Genomic DNA, 22,558 nt, shown 5'->3' on the forward strand with positions numbered 1-22,558 from the left:
CGCGATGCTGCGCTGCAAACGGCCGCACGCCCGGCGCGTGGCTCTGCGTCGGGGGAACCGATCACGATTTCGCGTGTTCGCCGTAAGCACTAGCCATGCGCCACGACAGGCGACAGTCTGTTGACATGCTGGTGATTGCCCTGATTTCCCTCGGTCTTTCCTCCGCTCAAGACGCGGCCGTCGCCTACGGCGCGCGCCTGTACGAGCCGCCCGTGGTGCGACCGTTCGAACCGCCGTCCAACTTCGGGCGCGTCACGGAAGAGGGGGACGGCGGCGGCGATCCGAGACGCCGCCCGATCACCCGCCCGGTCGCGGTCGAGGCCTACAGCGGCAGCTACGAATACCCTCCGTCCACGGCCGACGAGGCCTACACCCGGGGCGTCACCCAGGCGGAACGCACGATGGACGCGCGCATGGGGCCGCTCGACGGGATCTGGCGCGTGCAGGACGCTTCGGGCGCCACGGTCCTGTCGCTGGCCCTGATGGACGCGGGCGCCGCCAAGCCGATTGAGGGGGCCTGGCGAAAGGACGGCGGGATCGCGTCACTGGGCGTCATCGAGCGGTCGGAACGGTCCGAGGCCTCGGTGAGCCTGGCCTGGGCCGGGGGCGAGCTGACCGTGCGGCCCGACGGCCCGGGCTGGACCGGCGAACTCCTGCAGGACGGCCGCGCGGTGCCGGTGACCCTGTCGCGCTAGGCCGCCGCCACCCAGGCCACCGCCTGCGCCAGCCGGTCGCCATAGGGCAGGGCCGGGCCCCGGCCCCAGACCGGGTCGGGCCACAGGCCGTCGTCGCGACGCCGCCCGACGATATGGACATGCAGCTGGGCCGTGACATTGCCGATGGCGGCGACGTTCAGCTTCTCGACCGGCCGTCCGGAGGCGTCGCCCAGCGCGCGGACCCGGTCTCCGGCCGCCACGATCTCGGTCATCAGACGGATACGGTCGGCCTCGGACAGGTCGTCCAGCTCCACCGCGCCGGCCACCCGGGGAATCAGGATAAGCCACGGAAACCGCGCGTCGTCCTGAAGCCGCACCTGACACAGGTCCCCGTCGGCGACGAAGACCGACCCGGCCGCGAAGGCCGGGTCGACGGCGAATCCGGCCATCAGTTCAACCCGTAGACCACGCAGGCCTGGTCGGTCAGGGTCTGCAGGGGCGGCTGCAGCGCCAGCCGCGCCGCCTCGATCTGGGCCTCGCTGGGGGCCTGGCCCGGAGCGGGCGGTGGCGGCGGCGGCGGGGCCATGGCCATCTCGGCGCGCGCACGGCTTCCCGTGACGACCATTTCATCCACGGTCGTCGCCTGCGACGCGCCGGACCCGTAGGACGGCCAGCCGGCCAGCACGTCGGTCTGGCAGGCGCGCCCGGTCGGATCGATCACCCGGACGGACCCCAGGGTCGCTCCCGCGTTCTGCGCGGCCGCCTCGGCGCGGGTCCGGGCGTCGCGCATGGCTGCACCGGCCAGGTTGGTCTTGGCGACATTGTCCGGCTCCAGGTTGAAATAGACCTGGCTGATCGAGTTGGGCTGGGACGCCACGACGGTGGCGTAGATCCGCTCCAGCAGGGCGACGTCGCGGACCGACAGGCTGACCGTGGCCTGGGCCTGATAGCGTTCGATCCGGTCGGCCCGGGTGTTGTCGCGCAGGATCCCGTTCTCGTCGCGGTACTGGTCATACAGCGGCTGGGTCGACAGGCTGGTCTCGACGCGGACCTTTTCGACGCCATAGGCCGCCAGCGTCTGGCTCAGCGCCCGGACCTGGTCGGCGGCCTTGCGCGACGCGTCGGCGACGCTGCGGTCCACGACCTGGAAGGTGGCCGAGAACCCCGCGCGATTGGCCTGGAGCTCCACCCGGACATAGCCGATCGAGGCGATCACCGGGTCGCGCATCCACCAGGGGGCGGGGACATATTGCTGGCCGATGGTGGCCGGCGGGGTCTGGGCCAGCGCGGGCGCGGCGATGGCGGAGAGAAGAAGGGCGGCGGCGAAGGGTGCGCGCATGGGGTCGGCTCCTCGTCTGTGAGGCGAGGACCGTCGCAGGACGATCGTCGCCGGTAAACCCCCGCTTCCCCGCTTGCGACCCTGCCGCACCGGGTCTAGACCGCCGCCCGACGGTTTCTGACATCGCACCGCAACAAGGCCCTTACGGAGAACACTCTATGGCTCGCGCGAAGATCGCCCTCATCGGCGCCGGAATGATCGGCGGCACCCTGGCCCACGTGGCCGCGCGCGAAGCCCTGGGCGACGTGATCCTGTTCGACATCGCCGAGGGCACGCCGCAGGGCAAGGCGCTGGACATCGCCGAGGCCACCGCCGTGTTCGGCTCGGACGTCTCGCTGAAGGGCGCCAACGACTACGCCGACATCGCGGGCGCCGACGTCTGCATCGTCACCGCCGGCGTGCCGCGCAAGCCCGGCATGAGCCGCGACGACCTGATCGGCATCAATCTGAAGGTCATGAAGGCCGTCGGCGAGGGCATCAAGGCCCACGCTCCCGACGCCTTCGTCATCTGCATCACCAACCCGCTGGACGCCATGGTCTGGGCCCTGCAGAAATTCTCAGGGCTCCCCAAGGAGAAGGTCGTCGGCATGGCCGGCGTGCTGGATTCGGCCCGCTTCGCCTATTTCCTGGCGGAAAAGACCGGCGTCTCGGTGCAGGACATCCACGCCTGGACCCTGGGCGGTCACGGCGACGACATGGTGCCGATGGTGCGCCACTCGACCATCGGCGGCCTGCCCCTGCCCGACGCCGTCGCGGCCGGCCTGCTGTCGCAAGGTGACCTGGACGCCATCGTCGACCGGACCCGCAAGGGCGGCGGCGAGATCGTCGCCCTGCTGAAGACCGGTTCGGCCTTCTACGCCCCGGCCGAAAGCGCCATCGCCATGGCCAAATCCTATCTGCTGGACCAAAAGCGCGTCCTGCCCTGCGCCGTCTGGCTGTCGGGCGAATACGGCCTGTCGGACCTCTACGTCGGCGTGCCCGCCCTGCTGGGTGCCGGTGGCGTGGAGAAGGTGATCGAGTTCACCACCAACGACGACGAGAAGGCCATGTTCAAGAAGTCGGTCGAGTCCGTCCAGGGCCTGATCCAGGCCTGCAAGGACATCGACGCGTCCCTGGCATAGGGCGCTGACGCGCGCGACGCGGTCGCGCGCTGCTTGAGCGCCACGTCTCCTCCCCGTCCCGAAGGGATGGGGAGGTGGCAGCGAGCCCTTGCGAGCTGACGGAGGGGGTCTCGTGCACCCGGAACCCCTCCGTCTCCTTCGCTTCGCTACGGATCCAACTCCCCACGCCAGCGGCGCAGGGAGGAGCCGGGTCTACTGGGCCGGGGGAACCGCCGGCGCGGCGTTCGCGGCCACGGTGACCGTGCGCCCCAGGTCGTTGGACAGGCTGCGCCAGACCTGGATCGGATCGTCCAGCTGGGACGGGCCGACCGCCGGGACCAGCAGGATGTCGTACTGCGCCACGGCCTGACCCTCTTCGGCCTCCCCCGACACCGCATAGAAGGCCTTCACGAACCGCCGCTCCGCATTCCAGCGGGTGACGATGTCGGGCGTGGCCTGGGGCCCCGCGAAGGCGGCCGTGAACTGCACATCGGGACAGGCGCCGTCGCTGCATGAAAACAGCGTCACGATCGACCGCACCGCACCGTCGGTGACGGGGATATAGACCCGGTCGCCCTGGGCCTGCGGGGCCTCCACGACGAGGCCCGAGGCGGTCAGCTGGCCGGTGATCTCGGCCACCGTCAGGCCCTTCCAGGTGCCCGGCGCGGCCGTCTGCGCCCCTGCGGGGGAAGCGATCACGGCGCATGAGGCGAGTAGGACGGCGAGTTTCATCGGCAGGCTCCTGGACGGTTGCCCATCCTAGCCGCGATTGCGGCCGTGTGGCGACATCAGCCCGGGTCCGAACGGTCCGCCGCCGTTTCCAGCCAGGAGGCGCTCGACATCTCGTTCAGGCGCGACACCGTGCGCTCGAACTCGAAGGCCCCGTCGCCGGCCGGATAGAGGGTCTGCGGCGCGCCGGCGGCCAGCACGACAATTCGGGTCCGGGCTTCATACAGGGCATCGATCAGGGTCACGAACCGCCGCGCCGCCTGCCGTCGGTCCGGTGTCAGGACCGGAATGTCCTCGATGAACACGGTATGGAACCGCCGCGCCACGGCCAGATAGTCCTGCGGCCCCAGGGGCGTGTCGCACAGCTGGTCGAAGGTGGCGCGCGCCAGTCCACCGGCCGTGCGGTCCACCCGGACGTCGCGACCCAGGACCTCCAGATGGGCCGGACACTCGGGCATGCCCCCGCGCAGATCGTCCCAGAGCTGTTCGAACCCGGCGCGATCCCCCGCGTCATGCCAGACGCCCGAGGCCTTCAGCCGGTCCAGGCGCCAGTCGCGGGCGCCCGACAGCGCCACGACCTCGCAGCGGTCGACGATGCGATCGATGAAGGGGGTGAACAGCGGCCGGTTGATCCCGTCCTTGTAGAGCTGGTCGGGCGCGCGGTTGGAGGTGATGCAGACGACGACCTTCTTCTCGAACAGGGCGTCGAACAGCCGGCCCAGGATCATGGCGTCGGCGATGTCGGTCACCTGCAGCTCGTCGAAGCACAGCAGGCGCGCCTCCGACGCGATCAGGGCCGCGACGGGGCCGATGGGATCGTCGCCCTTGTGGGTGCCGAACACGCCCTGCCGGGCCTTGCGATCGCCCTCGCGCCACTGTCGGATCAGGTCGTGGACCCGCGCCATGAAGGCGTGGAAATGGGCCCGGGTCTTTCGCGGCTCGGGCGCGCAGACGAAGAACAGGTCCATCAGGATGGATTTGCCCCGACCGGGCGGGCCCCACAGATAGACGCCGCGCACCTCCGGGGTGCCGCCGAACAGCTTTCGCTTCCCCAGGTCGATCTCGAGCCGGGACAGGGCCGCGACGGCCGTCTTCTGGGCCGGGTCGCGGGTCAGCAGCCCCTGTTTCAGGCGGTTTTCATAAGCACGGGCAATGCGGGACGGCATGGAACTGGGGCATAGACGTGCCGGCTGACGGTGAAAAGCATTGCTTCGCAGACGCGAAAGACTAAATGCGACGGGCGGAACGCGCGTGGTTCTGCATCCCAGACAAGGCGCTCAAGCAGCGAGGCTCCGCAAGCCGAGCGTTAGCGCCCCCAACCAAGATGCGTTTGAGCAGCGAGGCTCCGGGAGCCGAGCGTCAGCGCGTCCGAAGGACTGACAAGAATGGGCTATTCCGTTGCGATCGTGGGCGCCACCGGCAATGTCGGGCGCGAGATGCTGACCATCCTCGAGGAACTGGAGTTCCCGGTGGACGAGATGCACGCGGTCGCCTCGCGAAAATCCAAGGGCATGGACGTCGCCTGGGGCGACAAGACCATCAAATGCCAGGACATCGACAGCTTCGATTTCTCGAAGGTCGACATCGTCCTGATGTCGGCGGGCGGCGACGTCTCGCGCGCCTGGTCCGAGAAGATCGGCAAGCTGGGCCCGATGGTGATCGACAACTCGTCGGCCTTCCGCAAGGACCCCGACGTGCCGCTGATCGTGCCCGAGGTGAACCCGGACGCCATCAAGCTGGCGACGAAGAAGAACATCATCGCCAACCCCAACTGCTCGACGGCCCAGCTGGTCGTGGCGCTGAAGCCCCTGCATGACGCGGCGAAGGCCAGGCGGGTTGTCGTCTCGACCTACCAATCCGTGTCGGGCGCCGGCAAGGAAGGCATGGACGAGCTGTGGAACCAGACCAAGGCCATCTACGGCCTCGGCGACGCCAAGCCGAAGAAGTTCCCCAAGCAGATCGCCTTCAACGTCATCCCCTTCATCGGGTCGTTCAACGAGGACGGCTACACCGACGAAGAGCAGAAGATGTGGGACGAGACCCACAAGATGCTGGACCCCGCCATCAAGCTGACGGTCACCTGCGTCCGCGTGCCGGTCTTCGTCGGCCACTCCGAGGCCGTGACGGTCGAGTTCGAAAAGCCGATCAGCCCGGACGAGGCGCGAGCCATCCTGCGCGAGGCCCCCGGCATCCAGGTGATCGATAAGCAGGAGCACGACGGCTACATCACGCCCGTCGACGCCGCCGGCGAGCACGCCGTCTATGTCAGCCGCATCCGCAAGGACCACACCGTCGAGAACGGCTTGGTGTTCTGGGTCGTGTCCGACAACCTCAGGAAGGGCGCGGCCCTGAACGCGGTCCAGATCGCCCAGCTGCTGGACGAGACGGGCACGATCAAGCCGAAGAGCGGGTACCGCACCCTGACGGTCTAGGGCCGTGGCCCCGCCGACCCCCGTGCCGCCCCCGACGCGGGCCGCGTTCCTGTCGGCGCTGGGCTGCTATGTCATGTGGGGGTTTCTGCCCCTGCTGTTCATGGTTCAGGCGGCGCTGGGATTCTCCGCGCCCGAGATCCTGTCGCACCGCGCCCTGTGGTCGGTGCTGTTCGCCGGCGGTCTGGTCCTTCTGGCCGGTCATTCCGGTCAGGTCCGCGCGGTCCTGGGCCAGCCCCGGACCCTGGCGTGGCTGGCGCTGGCGACGGTCCTGATCGCCGTCAACTGGGGCCTCTACGTCTGGGCCACGACCCACCATGCGACGCTCGAGGCCAGCCTCGGCTACTACATCAATCCGCTGCTCAACATGATCGTGGGGCTGTGGCTGTTCCGCGAGAAGATCGACCGGTGGGGCTGGGCCGCCATCGGGCTGGCGGCCGTCGGCGTCCTGTTCCAGGCCCTGGCCCTCGGCCGGCCCCCCTGGATTTCCATCGCCCTGGCGCTCAGCTTCGGGGCTTACGGCGTCATCAAGAAGCGGATCCCGGTCGAGGCCCAGGCCGGCCTGTTCATCGAATGCCTGTTCCTCCTGCCGTTCGGGCTGGTGTTCGTCGCCTGGCTCCAGATGCATGGCCTCGGCCATGCCTTCGCCAGCCCGGTGGCCTTCGGCTGGGCCCTGCTGAACGGGCCGGCGACGGTCCTGCCTCTGGCCCTGTTCGCCTACGCCGCACGGCGCATGCCGCTGTCCACCATGGGTTTCATCCAGTTCCTGGCCCCGACGCTCCAGTTCTGCGTCGGTCTGGCGACCGGCGAGGCGTTCACGCCGCTCCGCGCGGTGTCGTTCGTCTTCATCTGGCTGGGCGCGGGTGTGTTCGCGGCGGCGGCCCTCTTCCGGGCACGGGCGGCGCGGCGGGCCTTGGCGGACAGCGCGCTGCAGGTCTAGCCTGTGTCCATGGCCGCTGAACCTTCTTCCCTGTCGGCCGGCCGGAAGCGCTGGATCCTCGCCGCCACCGTCTTGGGCTCGGCCCTGACCTTCATCGACGGATCGGCGCTCGGCGTCGCCCTTCCCGCGATCCAGCGCGACCTCGGGGCCGGTCCGGCGGCGGCCCAGTGGATTTCCAACGCCTATCTGCTGACGCTCGGGGCCCTGGTCCTGATCGGCGGGGCCGCCGGAGACCGGTTCGGGCGCAAACGCGTGTTCCTGATCGGCGTGGTCGTCTTCGCCCTGGCCTCGATCGCCTGTGGCCTGGCCCCCACGGCCTCGCTGCTGATCGCCGGACGGGCGTTGCAGGGCATCGGCGCGGCGCTGCTGACGCCCGGGGCGCTGGCCCTGATCGGAGCCAATTTTCCGGAGCGGGAACGGGGCGCCGCCTTCGGGACCTGGGCCGGCGCGGGGGCCCTGTTCGGCATGGTCGGGCCTCTGGTCGGCGGCTGGCTCGCGGATCACGCCGACTGGCGATTCATCTTCTGGATCAATGTGCCCCTCGCGGCCCTGACGGTGGTCGTGGCCCTGAAAGCTGTGCCGGAGAGCCGGGATGAGCAGGCCACAGGGCTGGACTGGCCGGGCGCGGTGCTGGGGATCAGTGGTCTCGGCGCCCTGATCTGGGGTCTGACGGCGGGTCCCGATCTGGGCTGGGCCCATCCCGGCGTGCTGTCCGGACTGGGCGGCGGACTGCTGCTCCTCATCGCCTTCCTGTGGGCCGAGGCGAAGGAAGCGCATCCGATGATGCCCCTGACGCTGTTCCGGTCGCGCGTGTTCAGCGGGATCAACGCCCTGACCCTGCTGCTCTATTTCGCCCTGAGCGGGGCCATGTTCTTCCTCCCGTTCGAACTGATCCGCGTCCACGGCTGGAGCGCGACCGGGGCGGGGTCGGCCATGCTGCCCTTCGCGGTGGTCATGGGGTTGTTCTCGGGTGTGGCGGGAAGGCTCGCCGACCGGTTCGGGGCGAAACTGTCCCTCAGCGTCGGGCCGATGCTGGCGGGCGTCGGCCTCGCCCTGCTGGCCCTGATGTCGCCGGACGCCGGCTATGTTACCGGGCCTCTGACGGGGATGACCGTGCTGGCGATCGGCATGACCCTGGCCGTGGGACCGCTGACGGCGGCGGTCATGGGGGCGGTGGAGCCGGGCCACACCGGCGTGGCGTCGGGCGTCAACAACGCCGTGGCGAGGATCGCGGGCCTTCTGGCCATCGCCCTTCTGGGCGTCCTGCTGTCCGCCGTCTTCGTGGCGGGCGTCGATTCGCCGGATGCGCGGGCCCAGCTGGGAGCGGTCATGGCGGGCGGAGAGGCGGGCGTGTCCGCCCGCGCCGTGGACGCCTTTCACGGGGCCTATCGGGCGGTGATGCTGGCCTGCGCCGCCTGCGCGGTCGCCGCCGGGGTGATCGGGCTTCTGACCGCGCCCGGCCGGGTTCAGAGCGCCGCGTAAAGCGCGTCGATCAACCGTTGCGCCCGGGGGTCGCCGATCAGGTGCGGGGACTGTCGGGTCATCACATAAGCGGCCGACAGCCGGGCCGACGGGTCGGCGAAGGCGCAGCTGCCGCCCCATCCGCAGTGGCCCAGGGCGTCCGGGTTCGACCCGAAGATGTCCAGGCCCGCATTGCGCATCAGGCCCGCCGCCCAGCTGATGACATAGGGCAGCACCAGATCCTGACCGTGGATCCGTTCCTTCGTCGCCTGGGCCAGAACGTCGGGCGACAGCACCGTCCTGCCGTCGAGCCCACCGCCATTGGCCACGAGGCCCATGATCCGGGCGAGATCCAGCGCCGTGCCGTGCAGGTTGGCCGAGGGGATCTCGATCGTGCGCCACTCGGCCGAGCCGCGCCCGCCGGGGGCCGACCCCTTGTCGAGGAAGGCGGCGGTCTTGATGGCGTCGACGGGGCCCAGGCTGGCGGCGGCCGACGGCTTGCGCAGGACGGCCACCCGGTCGTGCTCGCTTTCGGGCAGGCCGATCCACAGGTCGAGACCGAAGGGCCCGGCGAAGTCCTCGCGCAGGGCCTGGCCGAGCGAGCGGCCGTCCGCCAGGCGGTGGACCTCATTGGCCAGATAGCCGACCGTGACGGGGTGATAGCCCGAGGCGCTTCCCGGCGGCCACATCGGGGCCTGGGCCGCCAGCCGGTCCAGCACCGCCCTCTGGTCGAACCAGATGGCGGGATCCACGGGTTCGGAAAAGCCGGGCAGGCCGTCCTGGTGCGACAGCATCTGGGCGACGGTGACCGTGTCCTTGCCGCCGGCCCCGAAGGCCGGCCACAGGCTGGCGACCTTCTCCTCATAGGCCAGCTTGCCGCGCTGGACGGCCGAGGCCATCAGCAGGGCCATGACCGCCTTGCCGGTCGAGAAGACGGGGACCAGGGTCCGGTCGGTGAAGGGCGTCTGCTGGCGCGGGTCGGCGGAACCCGCCCACAGGTCGACGACCGTCTCGCCCGCGACGACGACCGAGAACCGCGCCGCCTGTTCGTTCAGGCCCTCGGGCGCGTCGGTGAAGTTCCGCGCGAAGGCGTCCTTCACGGCGTCGAAGCGGGGCGGGCACAGGCCGGAGATCTCGGGGGCGGTCAGGGTCATGCGGGGCTCATATCCGGCGTTTGCGACGCCCGCCACCGCAGAGCGCCCTCGGCGGCGACGACGCCGGAAGCGAGGCTGGCCTGCAGCAGATAGCCCCCCGTGGGTGCCTCCCAGTCGATCATCTCGCCCGCCACGAACACGCCCGGCCGGGCCACCGTCATCAGGGAGGGATCCAGACCCTCCAGCCGGACCCCGCCCGCCGTCGAGATGGCCCGGTCCAGACCCTGGATGCCGGTCAGCTTCAGCCGCACCGCCTTGATCCGCTTGGCCAGCTTGTCGAACCCCGGCGGGATGTCGCCGATCTCGCGCAGCACGCCGATTGCGGCCGCCGACAGGCCGCCGGCCTTGCGCAGGTGGTTGGTCATGCTGTCCTTGCCGCGCGGCCGGGCCAGACGTTCGGCCAGCGCCGCCTCGGTCAGGTCGGGCCGCAGGTCTAGCGTCACCAGGGCCCCGCCGTCCGCCGCGAGCGCCGCCCGCAGGGCCGACGACAGGCCATAGACCGGCCCGCCCTCGATCCCGTAGCGGGTCAGCACGACCTCGCCCCGGATCGACCGGCCGCCGAACGTCAGGGTGACGGGCTTCAGCACCGCCCCGGCGAACCGGTCGGCGACCACCTCGGACCAGGCCACGTCGAAGCCGGCGTTGGCGGGCACCAGCGGCGCCACCGCGACGCCCTCGCTCTCGAGCAGCGGCACCCAGGCCCCGTCGGATCCCAGCCTCGGCCAGCTGGCCCCGCCCGTGGCCATGACGGTGGCGGCCGGGTGCTCGATCCGTTCGCCCTCCGGCGTCTCGAACACCAGGGCCTCGCCGCGCCAGCCGGTCCAGCGCGAGCGGGTGCGGATCTCGACCCCCAGGCCGGCCAGCCGCCCCAGCCAGGCCCGCAGCAGGGGCGAGGCCTTCATGGCGCGCGGAAACACCCGCCCGCTGGACCCGACGAAGGTCGGCTGCTCCAGCCCGTGCGCCCAGGCGATCAGATCGTCGGGCGAGAAGGCGTCGAGCCAGGCGGCGACGGCGCTCTCCGCCGGCCCGTAGCGGGCGAGGAACGCCGGCTGGTCCTCGGTATGGGTCAGGTTCAGCCCGCCGCGCCCGGCCATCAGGAATTTGCGCCCCACCGACGGCATCCGGTCGTGGACGACGACGCGCGCGCCGGCGCGGGCCAGGGTCTCGGCGGCCATCAGCCCGGCGGGACCGGCTCCGATGACGTGGACGGCGGGTTCAGGGTGTTCGGTCATGGGCGTCCTCTAGCCCGCCGGGCCTTGCGGAGGAACGTCCGTGTCCCGCATACGCTTCGACCATCATGAGTGTCGCCTTCACCCGCGAGGAGGATCTGGAGGCCACGGCCGCCGATCTGCCCGACCGCCCCGTGTCCCCCCATGCCAATCTGGTGACGCCCCAGGGCCTCGCCGCGATCGACGACGCCCTGGCCCAGGCGCGCGCGGCCTATGGCGCGGCCCAGGCATCCGGCTCGATCGAGGCTGACCGGACGGCCATGGCCCGGGCGACGCGCGACCTGCGCTACTGGTCCGCGCGGCGCGCCAATGCCCAGGTCGTCGAGACCGCCGCGGAGGGCCGCGTCCGCTTCGGGGGATCGGTCACCATCGAGCGCGAGGACGGCCGCACCCAGACCTGGCGCATCGTCGGCGAGGACGAGGCGGACCCGGCGAACGGCTCCGTCAGCCATGTCTCCCCCCTCGCCCGCGCCCTCACCGGCAAGGGGGTCGGGGACGAGGCGGTGGTCGCCGGACAGGCTGTGGACATCATCGCGGTGGACTGAAGGGCCGGTGCGCCCCACATTGATCACGACAGGCGCCGTCGGCGCTCGAGCAGCGACCGACCGCGTCGGGAGCGTTAGCGCCACTCAAGAAGGATCTTCCATGGCCCGCAAACCCAACTACGGCTTCGAACGGATGGAACGCGACAAGGCCGACGCGGAAAAGGCGGCGCGCAAGGCCGCGGCCAAGCAGGCCAAGAAGGACGCCAAGGCCCGGGGCGAGGACGTCGATCACCCCGACTGGGCTCCGCCTTCGGACGAGGCCGACGAACAGGCCTGAAGGCTCAGTTCGTCAGGATCTGCACGCGCGACCACACCCCGCCGCGATTGACCACCTCGACCCTCAGCGTGCCGGGCTGGGGCCGGTTCAGGGTGCAGACGGGATAGTGGTCGCGCGATCCGTCGTTGCACACGACGACGCCGGCTGAATCGCGGATGGTCAGGTCGATGTTGGTGTCGCCGTCGCCGATGGCTGCCACCCGCAGGACCTCGTTGCGCCGCGCCTCGACGGTGAAGCTGTAGGTCTCACGCGCCCTGAGGCGCCGCACCAGCACGATGGGGCCGGGTCCGAAGGGCGAGGACCGTACCCCCTTGTCGGGTGACCGCAGCCGCTGGATCCGCTGCAGGATGTAGGGGTCGTCGGCCGCCAGGGCCTCGGCCTCGTCCAGCAGGATCGAGGAGGTTACGAAGGGCGCGTCGCCGTTGCGGGCGCGGTTGTGGATCTCGGCCATCATGCGCGACGCGACCAGCATGGCCTCGGCGTCGCCACGGTCGCGCGCCCAGTCCGCGACTTCCGCCGCCGTGACGATCTGGGTGATGGCGCGGGCCTCGGTGTCGGGATCGGAGGCCTCGCCTGGCCCCGACCGGATCTGGGACCCGGCCGGGGCGGCGGTCAGCGCGGCGGCCAGGGCAGCGATGAACGCAAGGAGTCGTCCCGAAGTCCCCCGACCGGATCGTTCCATGCGCTCTCCCATTTTCGCCTTCCCCCAAAAGCGATACCCAGAGCGGCGACCGTGTTCGGATTGCGCCGTTCGTACGGCGGCGGACACTGATCGAATCTGATGGATTCGCCAAGGCTTAGCTTCCTTGGCGGTAGGACGCCGCCGCTCTAGTCCTGGCTCAGCGCCGCTGTCAGAATTCGCCGATCCGCCCGGGCCTGGACCAGGACGACCGTGCGGTCCTGTGCATCGGCGGGGGTGGGCAGGGTCAGCAGGATGGGCTGGCCTCGCCAGGCCCCCAGCCGGGTCAGGCTGCGAACCACATTGACCGAGCCGATGACCCGGCCCCGGTTGTCGCCGCCGGAGACGCTGACGTCCTGACGCCCGGGGCGATAGGTGACGGCCCAGACGTCGGCCCCGCCGACCGGCACACGCCCGCTGCCGACCCCGACCGCCTCGCCGTTCTCGCGGAACTGGACGTCGGGCGGGAAAACACGACGGGCGGCCTCCTCGTCGATGGCGGCATCGACCGCATCGGCGTCGGCCCCGGAGACCTGACGGCGACCGTCGATCACCACCTGCGGCGTATAGACGCTGCGCAGCCGCAGGGCGGACTGGTAGGCCCTCTGCCGCTGGGCGAACTCGGGCCGCGCGAAGGTATCGGCCCAGCCCAGATAGTCCCAGTAGTCGACCGACCAGGTCAGGGCGATGACGCCGGGCGCATCGGCCAGGGCCTCCACCACGCGGTTGGCCTCCGTACAGCCGGAGCATCCCTGGGCAGTGAACAGCTCGACCACGACCGGCTCGACGGGCCGGATGTTGCGGACCGCCGGGCGCGGACCGACCGGTTGCGCGGACGATCCGACCGCGCCGGCCCCGATCAGGGCGGCCAGGCCGGCGATGATGAAGCCCCGTGCGTGCATGGGGCGGACTCCTAACCGGAACCGTTCGCGACCGCGCCTCATAATCGCGTGAACCCCGCCGCCCCCACGCAGCGGCGGAGGCGGGTCCGTCTCAGTCCATCAGCTGCTGGCTCAGATAGACGTAGTGACGGGCCCAGCGGCGGGCGTTGGCGACCGGATCGGCGTCGTTGGAGTGACCGCCCGAGGTCTCCTCGTAATAGAGGTGGTCGTGGCCCTGCTCGCCCAGGCGGGCGGCGAATTTGCGCGCATGACCCGGATGGACCCGGTCGTCGCGGGTGTTGGTGGTGATGTAGACGCGCGGATAGTCGGTCTCGGGCCGCAGCTGCTGATAGCCGGAGTACCGGGCGATGAAGGCGGCGTCGCCGGGAATGCGCGGGTCGCCGTATTCGCCGATCCATGACGCGCCCGCCGGCAGGTCCTGATAGCGCAGCATGTCGATCAGGGGGCTTTCGATCACCGCCGCGTTGAACAGCTCCGGGTGCTGGGTGATCGACACCGAGGTCAGGACGCCGCCGTTCGAGCGGCCGTAGATGCCCAGGTGCCGGGCCGAGGCGATGCCGCGGGCCGACAGGTCACGCGCCACGGCGGCGAAGTCGTCGAAGGCCAGCTGACGGTTCTCGCGCAGCGCCGCCTGGTGCCAGGCCGGGCCGAACTCGCCCCCACCGCGGATGTTGGCGACCACATAGGCCCCGCCGTTCTCCAGCCACAGCTTGCCCAGTTCGGGCTTGTAGGCGGGCGGGAAACTGACCTGGAAGCCGCCGTATCCGAACAGGACCGTCGGGGTGGAGCCGTCGGCGGGGGCGTTCCGGGGATGGACGACGAAATAGGGGATCTTCGTCCCGTCGCTGGAGGCCGCCTCGAACTGTTCGACGACGTGGGTCGCGGCGTCGAACTGGGCCGGGGCCTGTTTGACCTGGGCCAGGTCGCCGGTCGCGACGTCGGCCAGGCTCAGCGTCGGCGGGGTCAGGAAGCCCTGGCTCGAGACGAAGACCTCGCCGCGCGAGCGGGAGCTGTCGCCCAGCGCCACGGCGCTGTTGGCGGGCACGGCGATCTCGGTGGCGGCCCAGGTCGTGTGGCCGCGCGCCGTCGTTTCGGGCGTGAAGACCTTCAGCGTGCCGACCACGTGGTCGGACACCACCGCCACGATGCGGTCCGACATCACCGTCGTGTCCTGCAGCGACTGGCGTGGGCCGGGGTGGAAGATCACCTGGGGGTCGTTGGTGGCGGAGGTTATCTCCGGCTGTTGCAGCCGACCCAGCGTCGCGACGACGAGGTCGCCTGCGGGCAGGGTGCTTCCGGGGATGGCCCAGGGCTCGTCCAGCGAGAAGATCAGCTGCGTGCCCATCGTGCCCTGCACCGACACCCGTTCGGGCAGGTTCAGCCGCACCGCGCGCCCGTCGACCCACTGCCAGGTCTCGGCGCGGAAGGTGTCCAGCGGACGGTTGAACAGCACCGCCTCGACCACGCCGTCCTTGTTGCGATAGACGGCCGGACTGACGCCATAGCCGCCGTCGCCCTGCTCGCCGCGATAGACCTCGGTCGCCTGGGCCAGGGTCCGGCCGCGCGACAGGGATTTGACGATGAAGGGATAGCCGCTCTCGGTCAGGGTGGGCTGCCCGTCCTCCGGCCCGAAATCGGTGGCGATCAGCAGGGTATCGCGATCCAGCCAGCTGAGCCGGTGCTTGCCTTCGGGCAGGACGAAGCCGTCGTCGACGAAGGCCTTGGTCGTCGTGTCGAACTCGCGCACCACGACCGCGTCCTTGCCGCCCTCGGACAGGGAGACCAGGCAGCGGGTCTCGTCCGGGGCCAGGCAGTTCGCGCCCTTCCAGACCCAGTCCCGGCCCTCGGCCCTCGACAGGGCGTCGACGTCGATCAGGGTTTCCCAGACGGGCGCGTCGGTGCGGTAGCTGTCCAGCGACGTACGCCGCCACAGCCCCTTGGGATTGGTCGCGTCCTGCCAGAAATTGCCGATGCCCTCGCCCAGGAAGGACGGGCCGGGAATGCGGGCGGTGGACGACAGGATGTCGAACGCCTCGGCCCGGAAGGTCTCGTAGCGCGGATCGCCCGTCAGGGCCGCCAGCGACCGCTCGTTCTCGGCGCGGACGAAGGCCATGGCCTCGGTCCCCTCGACCTCCTCCAGCGCCAGATGGTCGTCCGCGGCGCGGACGCCCGCGGGCGACAGGTCGGCCGGCAGGTGGGGCGGGGGCGTCTGGGCGAACGCGGGGGCGGCGAAGACCGCAAGCACCGTGGCCGCCATCAGGGATTGGATACGCATGTCGAACTCCGTGGCTTCAAGCCTCCCCCGCCAAGCGGGGGAGGATCCGTCCGTCTACTGCTGTGCCGGCTGATCCATCAGCCGGCGGCTCAGATAGGTGTACTCCAGCGCGATCCGGCGGGCGGTCTCGCGCAGGTTGGCCCCCGCCGCGTGGCCGCCGTCGGTGTTCTCGTAGAACAGGACCGGATAGCCCAGATCTTCCAGACGCGCGGCCGCCTTCCGGGCATGGCCGGGGTGGACCCGGTCGTCCTTGGTCGAGGTGTGGATGAAGACCTCCGGATAGGGCTGGTCCGCCCGCAGGTTCTGGTAGGGCGAATAGGCCTGGATCCAGGCGCGTTCCTCGGGAATGTCCGGGTTGCCGTACTCCGCGATCCAGGAGGCCCCGGCCAGCAGGCGGTGGAAGCGCAGCATGTCGAACAGGGGCACCTGGATGACGGCGGCGTTGATCAGGTCCGGACGCTGGGTCAGCATCGCCCCCATGAACAGCCCGCCCTGCGACCCGCCCATGATGCCGAGGCGGGGCTGGCTGGTGATGTTGCGCGCGATCAGGTCCTGCGCCACGGCCTGGAAGTCCTCGTGGGCGCGCTGGCGGTTTTCCTGCAGGGCCGCATCGTGCCAGTTGGGTCCGAACTCCCCGCCGCCCCGCGTATTGGCGACGACATAGACCCCGCCCCGCTCCAGCCACAGCTTGCCGACCGTGGGGGAATAGCCGGGCAGCAGCGAGCTCTGGAACCCGCCGTAGCCGTACAGAAGGGTCGGGTTCGATCCGTCCAGCGCCAGGTCGGCTTTGTGGACGACGAAATAGGGGATCATCGTGCCGTCGGCCGAGCGGGCCTCGAATTGGTCCACCGTCATGCCGTCGGCGTCGAACTTGGCCGGAAGGGCCTTGACCGGGGCGACGTTGCCCGAGGCCGCATCGGCCAGATACAGGCTCTGCGGCGTCAGATAGCCGGACACGTTGACGAAGACCTTGTCGTCGATCTCCGAGGCCGAGCCCAGTCCGACCGTGGCGTTCTCGGGCAGGTCCAGACGGCGGCGGGCCCAGTCGCCGTCCGGGTTCGGCGTATAGACATAGGCCGCGCCCCGCACGTTCTCGAACAGGCCGACGATCAGGTGGTTGCGCGTGGCGGTCACGGATTCGACCGACTCGCGGGCGCCGGGCCGGATGACCAGCCGCGCCTGGGTGGTCGGGTCGGCCAGCCAGGCCTGCAGCGGCCAGGCGATCACGTCGCCGGTCCGGAACGCCTGGCCGGACGGGGCGGTCCAGTCCTGCTTGATCGTGACGACCAGCTGGCCCTGGACCAGGGCGTTGATGTCGGACTTGGCGGGCAGGGCCAGTTGCGTGGTGGTGCCGTCCGCGTTCAGGCGATGGGTCTCGCCCTCGTAGAAGCTGACGCCGCGGTTGATCAGGACCGCCTGGACCGCCCCGTCCGCATCGCGCAGCGTGTAGCCGCCGACCGAGACGTCCGACGGCTGGCCGGTGAACACGGTCTCGGCCTGGTCCAGGGTCTGGCCCCGGCTCATCCGCTTGACGATCATCGGATAGCCCGAGGTGGTCATGGTGCCCGGTCCGAAATCGCGGGCGACCAGCAGGGTGTCGGCATCGACCCAGGCCACGCCGCCCTTGGACTCGGGGAGCTCGAACCCGCCCTGCACGAAGGCCCGGGCCTCGGAATCGAATTCGCGGATCACGACCGCGTCCTTGCCGCCGTCCGACAGGGAGATCAGGCACAGCCGCTCTTCGGGGGCCAGGCAGGTCGAGCCCTTGTAGACCCAGTTCTTGCCCTCGGCCGCCGCCAGGGCGTCGAGGTCCAGGATCGTCTCCCACGCCGGGGTCTCGGTGCGGTAGCTGTCCAGCGTCGTGCGCCGCCAGATGCCGCGGACGTGCTGGGCGTCCTGCCAGATGTTGTCGATCAGGCCGGCGTGGGTGAAGCCGGGGGCCGGGATGCGGTCCCGCGCCTGGACCAGGGCCAGGGCCTGCTGGTGCAGGCCTTCGTAGCGGGGATCGCCCTCGAGCACGCCCAGCGAGCGGGTGTTGTGCTCGTTGACCCAGGCCATGGCGCGCTCGCCCTCGACCTCTTCCAGCCACAGATATGGGTCGGTCTCGTCCGAGGTGGCGAAGGCCCCTTCGATCAGGGGCGGATTGGGCGTCTGGCCGGGCGTGGTCTGGGCGATGGCGGGGGCTCCAAGGAGGATCGTGGCGAGCAGGGCGGCGAGGCGGGTGCGGCGGAACATGGCGGGTCCTGGGGCGGTGTCGGTGGCACCTTAGGCGGTGAGGCCTGCCCGGCAAGGCGGCGGGGTCCGACCTTACGGATTTGTCATCTGCGTGGTCCCTAGCGACCGTCGTCGGGGATGCAGAGCAGGTTGCCGCAGGCCTTGCAGTGGACCGCATCGGGGTCGTGCAGGAACAGGCCGCACTGGTCGCAGGGATAGCGGACCTTGTGCGGGCGCAGCAGGGTCTGCCCCAGCCGGACGAACAGGGTGACCCCGACCAGCATGATGACGATGGAGACGATCCGCCCCCAGACCCCGGGCAGCAGGATGTCGCCATAGCCGGTCGTGGTCAGGCTGGTGACGGTGAAGTACAGGGCGTCGACCCAGCCGCTGATGCCGTCATAGCGACCCATGAAACTGGTGTAGACAAAGCCGGTGGCCACGAAGACGAAGGTCACCAGGGCCGTCACGGCCTTGGCTGTGTCCTCGACCCGGGTGTCGTCGTAGCGCCGCCCCACGGTGCGCCAGAAGAACTCGGAATTGACCAGGGTCCACAGCCGGATCACCCGCAGGAAGCCGAGGTTGAACAGCCAGGCCGGGAACAGCAGGGTGGCCAGGATGAACAGGTCGACCCAGACGATCGGCCGCTTCAACCAGTCCTTGATGTCGGAATAGGCCAGGGCCCGGGCCAGCAGATCGGCCCCCAGCAGGGCGGCCACGACGTAGTCGATCACATAGAAGACGAGCCGGTCCCCTCTCAGCAGGGGGGCGGCGATGAAGAAGGCGATGATGGCCAGATCGACGACCAGCACCGCCAGGCGGAACCGGACGGCCGTGCGCGAGGTGCCATGATAAAGCGCCCGCAGCCGGGCCCGAATTCTCAACCCGCCGCCGGCAGGCCGCTCCGATGCAGTCATGGGCTTTCTCTAGCCGAGGTCGGGGCCGGGACCAACGCCGTTCGACGGTCCTGCCGGGGCCAGACCGTCGAACGTTGAAGGTCAGTGCTTCTGGATCGCGGCGGCGATCTGGTCGGAGGAATGGCCGGTCAGGTCCTTGGCGATCTCGCCGACCAGTTTCGACGACAGTTCCTTGTGCCAGTGCTTGCGCAGCTCACCTAGGGTCTTGGGCGCGGCGATGACCAGCAGGTTCTCGAACTTGCCCGACAGCGCCCATTTGTTCAGCACCTCGGCCACGCCCATGGCGAAGCCGTCCTCGGCCTGGGTGTCGTTGTCGGGGTTGGCCTCGCTGGAGCTTCGACCCGGCGAGCCGGAGGCGCGATCCTCGATCGACGGGGCCGGCTGGGCGGTCAGGGCGACCTCGTTGTGGCCGGTGTTCTTGAACAGGGCCAGCTTCTCGCCGTCGACCACAGCCACCATCGCGCCATTGGGAAGGTTCATCTTTAAAAGCCTCGTTCGTTGTGGGGGGAGACCCGCTAACGGCCGGGCGGCCGGGGCGTTGCGTGCCGACGGCTTGGGCGCGGACCCTGGGCGTGCCTATATGCCGCCCATGCAGGCCTCCACCCCCTTCGTGAAGATGAACGGCGCGGGCAACGACTTCGTCGTGGTCAACGCGCTGGAGACGCCGTTCACGCCGGACGCCGACCGCGTGCGCGCCCTGGCCGACCGCCGGACGGGCGAGGGCTTTGACCAGCTGATCGCCATCGAGCCCTCGGACCGGGCCGACGCCTTCATGCGGGTGTGGAACGCCGACGGCGGGGTGGTCGAGACCTGCGGCAACGCCCTGCGCTGCGTCGGCTGGATGCTGATGCAGGCCAACGGCACCGACAGCGCCACCATCGACACCCTGGGCGGCCCTGCCATCGCCCGTCGTGCGGGGCCCGAGCGGGTCACCGTCGACATGGGCGCGCCCCGGCTGGACTGGCGCGAGATCCCCCTCGCCGAGGCGATGGACACGCGCGGGATCGAGCTGCAGATCGGCCCGATCGACGATCCCGTCATGCACACGCCCGGCGCGGTCAGCATGGGCAATCCGCACGTCGTCTTCTTCACCGACCGGCTGGACGACGTCTTCGTCACCGGGGCGGGCTCGATGATCGAGCACCACCCGCTGTTTCCCCAGGGGGTCAACGTCGGCTTCGCCCATGTCCTGGCCCCCGACCGGATCCGGCTGCGGGTCTGGGAGCGGGGCGCCGGCCTGACCAGGGCCTGCGGGACGGGCGCCTGCGCGGCCCTGGTGGCCGCCTCGCGCCGGGGCCTGACGGGCCGCAGCGCGACGGTCGTCGTCGACGGGGGCGAATTGGACATCGACTGGGACGAGACGACGGGCCACGTCCTGATGACCGGCCCGGTCGAGATCGAGCGGACCGGCCGCCTGGCCTGAGCCGCGATCAGAAGTCGATCGCCAGGCCCTTCTTTTCCCAGTCGCCGTAACGGGTCGGCTCGGGCCCGCGCGGACCGCCGTGCTCTTCGGGCAAGGCCGCCGCCTCCGCCTCCGCCGCCGCGCGCCGTTCGGCCGCCTCGGCCAGGGCCCGGCGCGCGGCGTCGCTCAGCACGCGCGGCGCAGGTTCGGTTGCCGACGGATCGGCGTCAACGGGGGCGGGGCCACGGTCTGGGTCGGCGTCGGTCATGCGGGCATCCGGTCAGCAGGGTCTTCAGATAGGGCCGAAGGCCGCCGGCGCCAGACGCCTCGCCGCATTCCGGCCCTTGCATCGGTGACGCATCGGCCCTTTAAGCGCCGCCAATCCCCGCCGCGCATCGTTCTCCAAGGATCCCGCCATGGCCAAGGCCTCCGAAAAGCCCGTCAAGAAGGTCGTGCTGGCCTATTCGGGCGGTCTCGACACCTCGATCATCCTGAAGTGGCTCCAGACCGAGTACAACGCCGAGGTCGTCACCTTCACCGCCGATCTCGGTCAGGGCGAGGAGCTCGCCCCCGCCCGGGAGAAGGCGCTGAAGATGGGCATCAAGCCCGAGAACATCTTCATCGACGACCTGCGCGAGGAGTTCGTGCGCGACTTCGTCTTCCCGATGTTCCGCGCCAACGCCCTGTACGAGGGCCAGTATCTGCTCGGCACCTCGATCGCCCGGCCGCTGATCGCCAAGCGCCAGATCGAGATCGCCCGCATGGTCGGGGCCGACGCCGTCTGTCACGGCGCGACCGGCAAGGGCAACGACCAGGTCCGGTTCGAGCTGGGCTACTATGCGCTGGAGCCCGACATCCGGGTCATCGCCCCCTGGCGCGAGTGGGAGTACCGCTCCCGCGAGGCCCTGCTGGACTTCGCCGAGAAGAACCAGATCCCGATCTCCAAGGACAAGCGCGGCGAGGCCCCGTTCAGCGTCGACGCCAACCTTCTGCACTCCTCCTCCGAGGGCAAGGTCCTGGAGGATCCCAACGTCGAGGCCCCCGAATTCGTCCACCAGCGCACGATCGCGCCCGAGGACGCGCCCGATACGCCGCACGTCTTCACCATGACCTTCGAAAAGGGCGACGCGGTCGCCATCGACGGCGAACCCCTGTCGCCGGCCACCCTGCTGACGAAACTGAACCAGCTCGGCCACGACAACGGCGTCGGCCGCCTCGACCTGGTCGAGAACCGCTACGTCGGCATGAAGTCGCGCGGGGTCTATGAGACGCCGGGCGGCACCATCCTGCTGGCCGCCCACCGGGGCATCGAATCCATCACCCTGGATCGCGGTGCCATGCACCTGAAGGACGAACTGGCCGTCAAATACGCCCAGATGATCTACAACGGCTTCTGGTTCGCCCCGGAGCGCGAGATGCTGCAGGCCGCGATCGACCACAGCCAGCAGAAGGTGTCCGGCACGGTCCGCGTCAAGCTGTACAAGGGCAATGTCTCGGTCATCGGTCGCGAGAGCCCGAACAGCCTGTACGATCAGGACCTCGTCACCTTCGAGGAAGGCGTCCAGGCCTATGACCACAACGACGCCGCCGGCTTCATCAAGCTGAACGCCCTTCGCCTGCGCGTGCTCGCCAAACGCGATCGTCGGACCTGAGCTGCAATTTCTGCTTGAGCGCCGCGGGAATCCGGGGGACGCTCCTGAAACCGCTGCATCGAGAGAGACGTCATGATCCGCCCGCTGTTCCTCGTCGCGTCCCTGCTGCTCGCGACCCCGGCCCTCGCCCAGACGGCGCCTGACCAGACCACGCCCGCCCCCTCGACGCCTCCGGCCCCGCCGGCCGAAGACGCCGAGGCGGCCTTCGAGGCCAAGGCCGAGGCCTTCAGCGCGCGCATGGAGGCCATGCAGGGCGAGATGAGCGCGGCGGTCACCGCCGCCGGCACCGACACGGCCAAACGCGACGCCGACCTGGATGCGATCGAGGCCCGCTACAAGCCCGACGTGGACACGTTCGTCGCCGACCTCCAGAGCTTCGTGGCCACCATGGCCCCGACGATGCCGGAGGCCCAGGCCACCGGCATGCGCGCCGGCATCGAGATGGCGATCGTCCAGATCCGCGGTGCGACCGCCCAGATCCGCGCCTCGGTCGTCGAACAGTCCACGGCGTCCCCGGCCGCCTAGAGCGCGACGGGTCGAGGAGGCCCACATCGTGGGTCCGCCGATAGCGTGAATCATGCTCCAACTTCGCCTTACCGCGATTTCACTTGAGCGCGGGGCGGGTCCGGCGGACCTTGAGGTCATCAGATCCCAAGGA

The 22,558-nt window shown here is 70.1% G+C and carries 23 protein-coding genes; 10 read left to right on the forward strand and 13 right to left on the reverse strand.

Annotated features, from left to right (window positions below):
• The first annotated feature begins 125 nt into the window (after window positions 1-125).
• On the forward strand, window positions 126-695 hold the full coding sequence (locus BRESU_RS16740) for a hypothetical protein (RefSeq protein WP_013267857.1): 570 nt from the start codon (window positions 126-128) through the stop codon (window positions 693-695).
• Here the strand turns inward: BRESU_RS16740 and BRESU_RS02205 are convergent.
• Both BRESU_RS02205 and BRESU_RS02210 read right to left on the reverse strand, forming a co-directional pair.
• A complete protein-coding gene (locus BRESU_RS02205; RefSeq protein WP_013267858.1) occupies window positions 692-1,105 on the reverse strand; it encodes an HIT domain-containing protein in 414 nt (137 codons plus the stop codon). The two genes, BRESU_RS16740 and BRESU_RS02205, sit on opposite strands and share 4 nt — an antisense overlap.
• Window positions 1,105-1,995 carry an SIMPL domain-containing protein gene (locus BRESU_RS02210; RefSeq protein ID WP_013267859.1) on the reverse strand — a complete coding sequence of 297 codons (891 nt, stop codon included), beginning with the start codon at window positions 1,993-1,995 and terminating at the stop codon, window positions 1,105-1,107. Before BRESU_RS02210 ends, BRESU_RS02205 begins: the two co-directional genes overlap by 1 nt.
• 158 nt (window positions 1,996-2,153) lie before the next feature.
• Here BRESU_RS02210 and mdh point away from each other — a divergent pair, with 158 nt between their 5' ends.
• Complete coding sequence (mdh, locus tag BRESU_RS02215) at window positions 2,154-3,116, forward strand: malate dehydrogenase (RefSeq protein ID WP_013267860.1); 963 nt, start codon at window positions 2,154-2,156, stop codon at window positions 3,114-3,116.
• Between the two features lie 192 nt (window positions 3,117-3,308).
• Here the strand turns inward: mdh and BRESU_RS02220 are convergent, their stop codons facing one another.
• Both BRESU_RS02220 and zapE read right to left on the reverse strand, forming a co-directional pair.
• Entirely contained in the window at window positions 3,309-3,827 is a 519-nt protein-coding gene (locus BRESU_RS02220; RefSeq protein WP_013267861.1) for a YbjN domain-containing protein, read from the reverse strand.
• 56 nt (window positions 3,828-3,883) lie between these two features.
• On the reverse strand, window positions 3,884-4,990 hold the full coding sequence (gene zapE, locus BRESU_RS02225; RefSeq protein WP_013267862.1) for a cell division protein ZapE: 1,107 nt from the start codon (window positions 4,988-4,990) through the stop codon (window positions 3,884-3,886).
• A 219-nt stretch (window positions 4,991-5,209) separates the two neighbouring features.
• Here zapE and BRESU_RS02230 point away from each other — a divergent pair, with 219 nt between their 5' ends.
• The 3 genes from BRESU_RS02230 to BRESU_RS02240 are packed head-to-tail and all read left to right on the forward strand — an operon-like array spanning window position 5,210 to window position 8,675.
• Window positions 5,210-6,256 (forward strand): aspartate-semialdehyde dehydrogenase, encoded by a 1,047-nt coding sequence (locus tag BRESU_RS02230; RefSeq protein WP_013267863.1) that lies wholly within the window; start codon window positions 5,210-5,212, stop codon window positions 6,254-6,256.
• A 4-nt stretch (window positions 6,257-6,260) separates the two neighbouring features.
• The gene (rarD, locus tag BRESU_RS02235; protein WP_013267864.1) at window positions 6,261-7,193 is read left to right on the forward strand and encodes an EamA family transporter RarD; all 933 of its coding nucleotides are present in this window, start codon (window positions 6,261-6,263) and stop codon (window positions 7,191-7,193) included.
• Window positions 7,194-7,202: 9 nt separating this feature from the next.
• The gene (locus BRESU_RS02240; RefSeq protein WP_013267865.1) at window positions 7,203-8,675 is read left to right on the forward strand and encodes an MFS transporter; all 1,473 of its coding nucleotides are present in this window, start codon (window positions 7,203-7,205) and stop codon (window positions 8,673-8,675) included.
• Here BRESU_RS02240 and BRESU_RS02245 read toward each other — a convergent pair.
• Together BRESU_RS02245 and BRESU_RS02250 are read right to left on the reverse strand one after the other, a co-directional pair.
• A complete protein-coding gene (locus BRESU_RS02245; protein ID WP_041761224.1) occupies window positions 8,660-9,808 on the reverse strand; it encodes a serine hydrolase domain-containing protein in 1,149 nt (382 codons plus the stop codon). The two genes, BRESU_RS02240 and BRESU_RS02245, sit on opposite strands and share 16 nt — an antisense overlap.
• Entirely contained in the window at window positions 9,805-11,040 is a 1,236-nt protein-coding gene (locus tag BRESU_RS02250; protein WP_013267867.1) for a BaiN/RdsA family NAD(P)/FAD-dependent oxidoreductase, read from the reverse strand. The genes BRESU_RS02245 and BRESU_RS02250 overlap by 4 nt, the downstream gene beginning before the upstream one ends.
• A gap of 65 nt (window positions 11,041-11,105) precedes the next feature.
• Between BRESU_RS02250 and greA the strand changes: the two genes are divergently transcribed.
• Together greA and BRESU_RS17270 are read left to right on the forward strand one after the other, a co-directional pair.
• On the forward strand, window positions 11,106-11,582 hold the full coding sequence (gene greA, locus BRESU_RS02255; RefSeq protein WP_013267868.1) for a transcription elongation factor GreA: 477 nt from the start codon (window positions 11,106-11,108) through the stop codon (window positions 11,580-11,582).
• A gap of 100 nt (window positions 11,583-11,682) precedes the next feature.
• A complete protein-coding gene (locus BRESU_RS17270) occupies window positions 11,683-11,859 on the forward strand; it encodes a hypothetical protein (protein WP_013267869.1) in 177 nt (58 codons plus the stop codon).
• A gap of 4 nt (window positions 11,860-11,863) precedes the next feature.
• Here the strand turns inward: BRESU_RS17270 and BRESU_RS02260 are convergent, their stop codons facing one another.
• The 6 genes from BRESU_RS02260 to BRESU_RS02285 all read right to left on the reverse strand — a co-directional run bounded on the left by BRESU_RS02260 (window position 11,864) and on the right by BRESU_RS02285 (window position 19,326).
• Window positions 11,864-12,541: a pre-peptidase C-terminal domain-containing protein gene (locus BRESU_RS02260; RefSeq protein ID WP_013267870.1), complete on the reverse strand. Its 678-nt coding sequence runs from the start codon at window positions 12,539-12,541 to the stop codon at window positions 11,864-11,866.
• Window positions 12,542-12,687: 146 nt separating this feature from the next.
• On the reverse strand, window positions 12,688-13,440 hold the full coding sequence (locus BRESU_RS02265) for a DUF1223 domain-containing protein (RefSeq protein ID WP_013267871.1): 753 nt from the start codon (window positions 13,438-13,440) through the stop codon (window positions 12,688-12,690).
• Window positions 13,441-13,531: 91 nt separating this feature from the next.
• A complete protein-coding gene (locus tag BRESU_RS02270) occupies window positions 13,532-15,715 on the reverse strand; it encodes a prolyl oligopeptidase family serine peptidase (protein ID WP_013267872.1) in 2,184 nt (727 codons plus the stop codon).
• Between the two features lie 54 nt (window positions 15,716-15,769).
• Entirely contained in the window at window positions 15,770-17,950 is a 2,181-nt protein-coding gene (locus tag BRESU_RS02275; RefSeq protein ID WP_013267873.1) for a prolyl oligopeptidase family serine peptidase, read from the reverse strand.
• Between the two features lie 98 nt (window positions 17,951-18,048).
• The gene (locus BRESU_RS02280) at window positions 18,049-18,846 is read right to left on the reverse strand and encodes a potassium channel family protein (RefSeq protein ID WP_013267874.1); all 798 of its coding nucleotides are present in this window, start codon (window positions 18,844-18,846) and stop codon (window positions 18,049-18,051) included.
• A gap of 81 nt (window positions 18,847-18,927) precedes the next feature.
• The gene (locus tag BRESU_RS02285) at window positions 18,928-19,326 is read right to left on the reverse strand and encodes a host attachment family protein (RefSeq protein ID WP_013267875.1); all 399 of its coding nucleotides are present in this window, start codon (window positions 19,324-19,326) and stop codon (window positions 18,928-18,930) included.
• 109 nt (window positions 19,327-19,435) lie between these two features.
• On the opposite strand from BRESU_RS02285, the gene dapF reads away from it, so the two are divergent.
• Window positions 19,436-20,269 (forward strand): diaminopimelate epimerase, encoded by an 834-nt coding sequence (dapF, locus tag BRESU_RS02290; RefSeq protein WP_013267876.1) that lies wholly within the window; start codon window positions 19,436-19,438, stop codon window positions 20,267-20,269.
• Window positions 20,270-20,276: 7 nt separating this feature from the next.
• On the opposite strand, the gene BRESU_RS02295 is transcribed toward dapF, so the two are convergent.
• Window positions 20,277-20,516: a DUF1674 domain-containing protein gene (locus tag BRESU_RS02295; RefSeq protein ID WP_013267877.1), complete on the reverse strand. Its 240-nt coding sequence runs from the start codon at window positions 20,514-20,516 to the stop codon at window positions 20,277-20,279.
• A gap of 148 nt (window positions 20,517-20,664) precedes the next feature.
• Between BRESU_RS02295 and BRESU_RS02300 the strand changes: the two genes are divergently transcribed.
• On the forward strand, window positions 20,665-21,900 hold the full coding sequence (locus tag BRESU_RS02300; protein ID WP_013267878.1) for an argininosuccinate synthase: 1,236 nt from the start codon (window positions 20,665-20,667) through the stop codon (window positions 21,898-21,900).
• 72 nt (window positions 21,901-21,972) lie between these two features.
• Window positions 21,973-22,425 carry a hypothetical protein gene (locus tag BRESU_RS02305; protein ID WP_013267879.1) on the forward strand — a complete coding sequence of 151 codons (453 nt, stop codon included), beginning with the start codon at window positions 21,973-21,975 and terminating at the stop codon, window positions 22,423-22,425.
• The last annotated feature ends 133 nt before the right edge of the window (window positions 22,426-22,558 follow it).

Origin of the sequence: Brevundimonas subvibrioides ATCC 15264 (assembly GCF_000144605.1) — a bacterium.
In the GTDB taxonomy this organism is placed as follows: Bacteria; Pseudomonadota; Alphaproteobacteria; order Caulobacterales; family Caulobacteraceae; genus Brevundimonas; species Brevundimonas subvibrioides.

Excerpts from the sequence above, each read along its gene's own strand:
- BRESU_RS16740 (WP_013267857.1), top strand. The coding sequence starts at position 126 with ATGCTGGTGATTGCCCTGATTTCCCTCGGTCTTTCCTCCGCTCAAGAC.
- BRESU_RS02205 (WP_013267858.1), bottom strand. The coding sequence starts at position 1,105 with ATGGCCGGATTCGCCGTCGACCCGGCCTTCGCGGCCGGGTCGGTCTTC.
- BRESU_RS02210 (WP_013267859.1), bottom strand. The coding sequence starts at position 1,995 with ATGCGCGCACCCTTCGCCGCCGCCCTTCTTCTCTCCGCCATCGCCGCG.
- mdh (WP_013267860.1), top strand. The coding sequence starts at position 2,154 with ATGGCTCGCGCGAAGATCGCCCTCATCGGCGCCGGAATGATCGGCGGC.
- BRESU_RS02220 (WP_013267861.1), bottom strand. The coding sequence starts at position 3,827 with ATGAAACTCGCCGTCCTACTCGCCTCATGCGCCGTGATCGCTTCCCCC.
- zapE (WP_013267862.1), bottom strand. The coding sequence starts at position 4,990 with ATGCCGTCCCGCATTGCCCGTGCTTATGAAAACCGCCTGAAACAGGGG.
- BRESU_RS02230 (WP_013267863.1), top strand. The coding sequence starts at position 5,210 with ATGGGCTATTCCGTTGCGATCGTGGGCGCCACCGGCAATGTCGGGCGC.
- BRESU_RS02240 (WP_013267865.1), top strand. The coding sequence starts at position 7,203 with ATGGCCGCTGAACCTTCTTCCCTGTCGGCCGGCCGGAAGCGCTGGATC.
- BRESU_RS02245 (WP_041761224.1), bottom strand. The coding sequence starts at position 9,808 with ATGACCCTGACCGCCCCCGAGATCTCCGGCCTGTGCCCGCCCCGCTTC.
- BRESU_RS02250 (WP_013267867.1), bottom strand. The coding sequence starts at position 11,040 with ATGACCGAACACCCTGAACCCGCCGTCCACGTCATCGGAGCCGGTCCC.
- greA (WP_013267868.1), top strand. The coding sequence starts at position 11,106 with ATGAGTGTCGCCTTCACCCGCGAGGAGGATCTGGAGGCCACGGCCGCC.
- BRESU_RS17270 (WP_013267869.1), top strand. The coding sequence starts at position 11,683 with ATGGCCCGCAAACCCAACTACGGCTTCGAACGGATGGAACGCGACAAG.
- BRESU_RS02260 (WP_013267870.1), bottom strand. The coding sequence starts at position 12,541 with ATGGAACGATCCGGTCGGGGGACTTCGGGACGACTCCTTGCGTTCATC.
- BRESU_RS02265 (WP_013267871.1), bottom strand. The coding sequence starts at position 13,440 with ATGCACGCACGGGGCTTCATCATCGCCGGCCTGGCCGCCCTGATCGGG.
- BRESU_RS02270 (WP_013267872.1), bottom strand. The coding sequence starts at position 15,715 with ATGCGTATCCAATCCCTGATGGCGGCCACGGTGCTTGCGGTCTTCGCC.
- BRESU_RS02275 (WP_013267873.1), bottom strand. The coding sequence starts at position 17,950 with ATGTTCCGCCGCACCCGCCTCGCCGCCCTGCTCGCCACGATCCTCCTT.
- BRESU_RS02280 (WP_013267874.1), bottom strand. The coding sequence starts at position 18,846 with ATGACTGCATCGGAGCGGCCTGCCGGCGGCGGGTTGAGAATTCGGGCC.
- BRESU_RS02285 (WP_013267875.1), bottom strand. The coding sequence starts at position 19,326 with ATGAACCTTCCCAATGGCGCGATGGTGGCTGTGGTCGACGGCGAGAAG.
- dapF (WP_013267876.1), top strand. The coding sequence starts at position 19,436 with ATGCAGGCCTCCACCCCCTTCGTGAAGATGAACGGCGCGGGCAACGAC.
- BRESU_RS02295 (WP_013267877.1), bottom strand. The coding sequence starts at position 20,516 with ATGACCGACGCCGACCCAGACCGTGGCCCCGCCCCCGTTGACGCCGAT.
- BRESU_RS02300 (WP_013267878.1), top strand. The coding sequence starts at position 20,665 with ATGGCCAAGGCCTCCGAAAAGCCCGTCAAGAAGGTCGTGCTGGCCTAT.
- BRESU_RS02305 (WP_013267879.1), top strand. The coding sequence starts at position 21,973 with ATGATCCGCCCGCTGTTCCTCGTCGCGTCCCTGCTGCTCGCGACCCCG.